Source organism: Treponema sp. R6D11 (assembly GCF_054786075.1).
The window spans coordinates 1-5,342 of sequence record NZ_BDHD01000122.1 but is presented as its reverse complement, the minus strand read 5'-3'; the positions used below and the strand labels follow the sequence as shown (position 1 = coordinate 5,342).

The 5,342-nt window shown below is 39.0% G+C and carries 4 protein-coding genes and 1 tRNA gene; 2 read left to right on the top strand and 3 right to left on the bottom strand.

Annotated features, from left to right (window positions below; genetic code table 11):
• Positions 1 to 693 (bottom strand): AmmeMemoRadiSam system protein B (gene amrB / locus ACYVTD_RS09495; protein WP_461247537.1); only part of this gene is annotated, 693 nt, incomplete at its 3' end.
• Between the two features lie 3 nt (positions 694 to 696).
• Positions 697 to 3,414, bottom strand: a complete 2,718-nt coding sequence (locus ACYVTD_RS09490) for a DUF3160 domain-containing protein (RefSeq protein WP_461247536.1) — start codon at positions 3,412 to 3,414, stop codon at positions 697 to 699.
• 247 nt (positions 3,415 to 3,661) lie between these two features.
• Between ACYVTD_RS09490 and ACYVTD_RS09485 the strand changes: the two genes are divergently transcribed.
• Positions 3,662 to 3,735: transfer RNA gene (locus ACYVTD_RS09485), tRNA-Ile, on the top strand.
• Positions 3,736 to 4,803 (top strand): metallophosphoesterase, encoded by a 1,068-nt coding sequence (locus tag ACYVTD_RS09480; RefSeq protein WP_461247535.1) that lies wholly within the window; start codon positions 3,736 to 3,738, stop codon positions 4,801 to 4,803.
• Between the two features lie 165 nt (positions 4,804 to 4,968).
• Here the strand turns inward: ACYVTD_RS09480 and ACYVTD_RS09475 are convergent, their stop codons facing one another.
• Positions 4,969 to 5,187, bottom strand: a complete 219-nt coding sequence (locus ACYVTD_RS09475; protein ID WP_461247534.1) for a hypothetical protein — start codon at positions 5,185 to 5,187, stop codon at positions 4,969 to 4,971.
• Positions 5,188 to 5,342: the final 155 nt, after the last annotated feature.

Genomic DNA, 5,342 nt, shown 5'->3' with positions numbered 1-5,342 from the left:
CCATGAAACGTCCGCAGGATTTTCCAAATACTCTAGCGAATGACTATCCCTTTCATACGTCAGTTCCAAGTTGAGGTGATGTGAAAAATCTGTTGAAATTAATAAAAAATTTTTTTGCTTTCCTTTTTTGTCAAAAGCGTTTTCCAGAACGTCCGCAAGTTTTACGTTTTTTGGAACATTTACGGGAAGTTCGCTTTCGTAGGCTACAACCACAACCACCGCTTTTGGAAAATATTTTTTTATATACGGCATTAATGTTGACGCTCCATGCTCAACGTCAAACACTTTTGGGTCTAACCCAACTTCAAGCGATTTTGCCAACTTGCGTACAATTTTTTTGTCTGAATCGACAAAACCAAAATCGGTTGCCCATGATCCGTCTGTTAATGAATAAGGCTCTGTTGAAAGCCCCCAATGTGACGGAGTTAAAATGTAAAAACAACTCACCTGCCTCATTTTTGCAAGGAGCGAAAACCACGAATCAATATAGTCATGGGCAAGAAGGTGATGGCTTACGGTTCCAGCCCAAGGGAAAAATTCAGTAAGCGGAATTCCTTCGATTGGAAGGTGAATCGGCTCTCCATATTTCATTTCTTTTAAGGATTGCCATGTGTGATATACGGGCGATTCTTTCTCACAACAGGAAAAAGAAAGAGCAAGAAAACTAATAATAATCACGCGTTTAACCGACAAACTTTATTTCGCCTGATTAACTTTTCCCCTCATCCAGAAAGGAAGGTAATTTTTCATGTCGGGGTTTTCTTTGTATACAATGTTTTTCCACTGAGCATTATTAAGCCTATCAGACATGGGATGGGTGAATTCGTAATAGCTAAAACCATAGCCTACCGCTATTCGCTTTCCGCCCTGTTTGTCATTCAGGGGGACATAAAGGCGATATGGAATACCCACTGCGGTTTCCAATACTACTCCGACCTCTCCGTTGGTAAATACGTCCGCCACCAGCGCCATTCGCATTTGGTCAGGATCATCAAAGTAACCGCCGCTTTGCGCGATCATGGACATAACATGAACCGCAAGCTTATTTGGAATCTTAACAATCCATTCAAGATCTGTTGCGGATACTTGTTTGTCAGCCGCTTCCAATTCTGAAATCTCCGCCGCTTTTACAAATATTTCGTGCAGACCAACCAGAACCTCGGCTATTTTACCGTCCAGAAAATCGTATTTTTCCAATACTGCATATAACTTTTGAATTCCTACGGCGGAAACAATCCAGAACGGCGTATTAGGTTCAATATAATGTATAGGCTGAGGAAGAGGTTTTATTCTGTACGTTGGGTCAACACGTCCGCCTGCTTTTTCGGCAAAAGATTGTTTTACATAAAGAATTGTATCATGCCTTAGTTCCGCCCATGTTCCGTGGGCTGAGTTCATCGCTTTTAAGTTCCAATTAGGTTTTTCCGTAAAATAAAAACCTGCTCCGTTTTCAAAAAGTGCTTGAGTTTTTATTTGGTACAAAATATTTGTATAATATGTCGAAAACCAATAATCATCTTTTATTTTAAGCATATTTTTCTGTAATGAATTCAGCGTATTTTCCAATCCTGAATACTTTGAATAATCAGTCCTTAAAAACCTATCTGCGGTTTTTGATCCAAAGACTTTCATAATATCAAGTCCCTGTACCATTCCACGACCGTAAAGTCTTGGAGCGGAAACCAAATTATGGATTTCGCTGTCTAATGTATAACGCTGACCGAAAAGCCGCCATCCGACAGGTGGACGGCGATCTTCCGGTTTACTTCCACCGTCGTAAACTCCCTCGAATAAAGAAAAGCCGGAAATTGCCGGAGTCCGCAGTTCTTTGTAATCTTTTGAAATAAAATTTTCCAACTTGGAAGAATCATTGTACCATTGCATAAAACCCGCTCCTTTGATTTTTTCCCAAAGCGGAGCAAGTTCATAAAAACTAATATCATCTGATACGCCTATAATATCCGTTATGGGATCAAAAAGGGACTGCCAGAGTTTTTTTATTTCGGTGGAATTTTCCGTTATGTCGGTAATAAAAAGAGCTACGGGAGCAAGTTTTTTTGCGGCTTCCTTCGCGCTGCCGGTATCACCGCCAAGATTAAAATTGATTCTGCCAAACCACATAAGGACTCGGAAATACGCTCCGAGAATTCCGTTTTTTGTATAATGCCCCCTTACTTTGTATTGGGAATAATCTTCTTTCATGTCTGGAAAAACAGATGATTGACCAAAACCAGAGGCGTTATTTATTTGTTCAATTTCTTTAGTTACCTGCTCAGGAAATTTACTTAAAACTTGAGCGGCATTAACCTCAATGTAATCATAAGCATTTTTTCTGGGAGCCAAAAGCAGCAAGGCTTTAGCCGTCTGAAAATAAAGGAGGCTTGTATCATATACAGCTTCGGGGATTTCTTCTTTTTTCTGTTCAATGGCTTTTATATATTCATTTACAACGACAAACAATTGCCTAAAAAAATATTCTTCCTCGCAATACTGAAGCAGTTTGTCAAACACCAAATGATTAGCGTGAGCGGCGAGATCGGTAGTAATAAAAATGGGGGTTACCCTGTCATTGGTGTTTATGTTTATGTCTATGTCTCTGTAAAGGCTTATCATATCGTCGGGCGAGTTAATATCCAAATAATATTCCGATTTTTTTATTTCCTGAAAAGACAGTCCGTTTGTTTCCAGTTCTTTTTGAATATCCTCTCTTATAGCGTCGTAACCTGTAACGGAATAAAAATAGCTGAAATGTCCGTTGTCTTTATATAAAAGGGAAATAATCCTGTTTTTTTCGTTACTTTTTTTTATACCATCTTCATCGCCGTACAAATCCGCCCCAAATACAATGCCTTGTTTTCCATTCCATGTTGTCTTGAAAAAAAAGTTATAATTGTCCTGAAATTCAAACATATTATCGTATGATGAATATTTGCATTGAAGTTGTTCTCCCAAAGGAATAATGGTCGCAAAGGGAATTTTTTCGCCTTTTGGCAATTTAGCCAAATCACTCATCGAAGAAATACTTGCCACAGGATAAAAAAGACATACGTCACTGCCTACAACCGCGGTATTACCGCTGGGAACGCCTCCGTCCGGGATATTCTTAAACGCCAACGGATCGTTAAGGTAATTTTTATGCGCATTGGTGCTGAACGGCAGTTTTATGGGTTTTTGCTCTATAGGCTTTATTTTATGAAGCACAGGTATCCGCGTCGGCTTAATATAAAAGCTGTCTTCATCATAATCATATTCATTAATCAGATCAGAAACAGAATACGATGTTGATGATATGCTTTCGTCATCCGGTATATGGAACCTTTTATTTTCTTTTTCACACGCCATGCACATAAGCCCAATACTGATAACTGTAAAAAATAAAACATAAAAAAACTTGTATATTTTTTGGGGGGGCATTTTCTGTCTCCTTGTCTAGTTAAGTTTACCATGAAAATTGTGCAAATACAAACGCTCTCCAATCCCCATAGAACATGGAGTTTTGCCAAACACAAGAAGTTATCAAAATGTATAGAGTCTTATCAAAGGCAAAAAATCACAGTAAAAACTGTATATTTCTCTTTGGCAAAACTCATAAGCTATCCGGCACAGCCGGATAGCACTTGACATTTTTCCCATATTTTTATAAAAATAAAAGAGACAGGGGGGGCCATTAGCTCAGTTGGTTAGAGCAGAAGACTCATAATCTTTTGGTCCGAGGTTCAAGTCCTTGATGGCCCAATGCACGACAGATTTTTTATAAGCCGTTTGTCCGATGATGAATTCCCAAAAGATTCAATCTTGGATATTTCAGGCGGCGGGAAAATACTGATTATTAGCGATCTCCACATGGGAACAGGCTCAAGAGACGATCTTGCCCACAATGGGGAAATGCTTACGTCCATTCTGGAAGGATATTATTTTAAAAACGGCTGGATTCTGGTTCTTAACGGCGACATAGAAGAATTACAGCGCTATTCACTTGATTATATAAGAGAAAAATGGGCGGGGCTTTACAGAGTTTTCAATCTTTTTGCCCGCGAAAACAGGCTCTACAGAATTATAGGTAACCACGATGAACAACTCACTTTTATGAAAAATACGTCCTACCCGTACCCTATACATACAGTAATAAAAATTGAAACCGGAACTATACCCGCTTATGTGTACCACGGACATCAGCTATCCTCAATTTATAATAATTTTAATTGGATAATAGGTTTATTTGTTCGTTTTTTCCTGAAACCTTTCGGCATAAAAAATATAACAGACTCCCGAAGTCCCTTTAAGCGTTTCAAGATAGAAAAAAAGGCTTACGCTTTTTCCATAAAAAATCACTGTCTGTCAATAATCGGGCATACTCACCGCTCTCTTTTTGAATCTTTGGGGCGTTTCGACTATATCAAATTTGAGATTGAAAGGCTTTGCAGAGATTATCCTTCATCTGTCGGGGAAGACCGCAAGCGTATAGAAAATGAAGTTACCGCTCTGCGAAAAGAATTGAGCAAACTGAAACGAAAAGAACGCCGAGACGTACTGCGTCAAAGTCTCTACGGAGACGAATTGCCTGTCCCCTGCCTGTTCAATTCCGGTTGCGCTATCGGCAAGAAAGGGCTAACGGCGATCGAAATGACAAACGAAGACATCGCCCTTGTGTACTGGTTCACCGAAGGAAAAAGCAAGAAATTTGTTACACGTGGCGGTTACGACATTGTAAAGATTCCAGGGAAGCCGTATAACCGTGCAGTATTGAATTACAATAAGCTTGATTATGTTTTTGCGCGGATTAAGTTGCTTGGCAATCAATAGTTATCTCGTGTACATAAGCAGGCGTAAAGCCATGTTCAGGTTTATGGTAAACTGGTTATGCGGTTTTTGGTTCGGTATGTCTTTTTTCTTTTTTGATGGAAACCATTAGGTAAATTGTTACTATGAGCGCCGGCACTAACGGCATACAAAGCAGAATTATAAGGTTCATTTTTCTCCTCCTGCAAATATCAGCGAAATAATTCCCAGCGTAACAAATGTCAATGCAATTCCTCCGCCGACAATAAGTAATGTTAAACGACTATAATCTCCTTTAATTATACTGCCTAAAACAAGGCTTGCAAAGGTTAGATTACCAAAATTAACCAGAACTTTGCCAATTTCTTTTAATGCTCTCATTTTTATGCTTGATTCTTTGTTTTCCATAATCTCCTCCAAAAAGTAGTTTTTTCCCGAACCTTCAAAAAGAAGGTTCACCTATATATGGCACGAGAGTGGCGTTTTGCTTGACTGAATTTGAAAATATTTTTACTTTTTTCCAAAAACAGTCAAGCAAAACGACACTTTCAACCCATATAAGG

Bases quoted from the DNA above. Each gene is read 5' to 3' on its own strand.
- ACYVTD_RS09475 (WP_461247534.1), bottom strand. From the start codon at position 5,187: ATGGAAAACAAAGAATCAAGCATAAAAATGAGAGCATTAAAAGAAATT.
- ACYVTD_RS09490 (WP_461247536.1), bottom strand. From the start codon at position 3,414: ATGCCCCCCCAAAAAATATACAAGTTTTTTTATGTTTTATTTTTTACA.
- ACYVTD_RS09480 (WP_461247535.1), top strand. From the start codon at position 3,736: ATGCACGACAGATTTTTTATAAGCCGTTTGTCCGATGATGAATTCCCA.